The following is a 426-nucleotide window of genomic DNA, read 5'->3' as shown; positions in this document are numbered from 1 at the left end:
CGGTAGCTGCCGGTGAGTTTATCCTCAACGTTGACCTGATGCTCACCGAGCAGGGTTTTCACAATCTGCGGCACCGTCTGCCCCTGGAAAATACGCAGGTTACGGTCGCGCTTCATCGGCCACAGGTCCGGCTCCACCGTCAGCTGGTACACCGCATAGCGGGTGCCCGTCAGCTCAACGGCGCTGACCGCCACGCGGGTAATTTTTCCGTTAATATAGCGGGACGTCAGCAGATTTTGCGTCGGGATGGTCACCGTGACCGGCTGGCCCAGCAGCTTACTGCGGTCAATGCGCGCGTCCGTGCCGAGCACGGTCAGCGTCAGCGCGAACGATTCGGACATCGCCTCGCGGCCCGTCAGTTTCCAGAACAGAAGCCCCTCCACCGGGAGCTGAACGGTAATTCGGTTGAGCATAATCTTTATTCCA

1 protein-coding gene is annotated in these 426 nt (G+C 59.9%); it reads right to left on the bottom strand.

What is annotated here, in order from left to right:
- Nucleotides 1-413: contractile injection system protein, VgrG/Pvc8 family (locus tag KK102_RS22090; protein ID WP_216358429.1), on the bottom strand; the 413-nt coding region annotated here is incomplete at its 3' end.
- Between the last annotated feature and the right edge of the window lie 13 nt (nt 414-426).

The sequence above is a fragment of the Enterobacter quasimori genome (assembly GCF_018597345.1).
GTDB classification, from domain to species: domain Bacteria; phylum Pseudomonadota; class Gammaproteobacteria; order Enterobacterales; family Enterobacteriaceae; genus Enterobacter; species Enterobacter mori.
The sequence above is the reverse complement of the archived record's forward strand: the minus strand, read 5'-3'. Positions and strand labels throughout refer to the sequence as shown.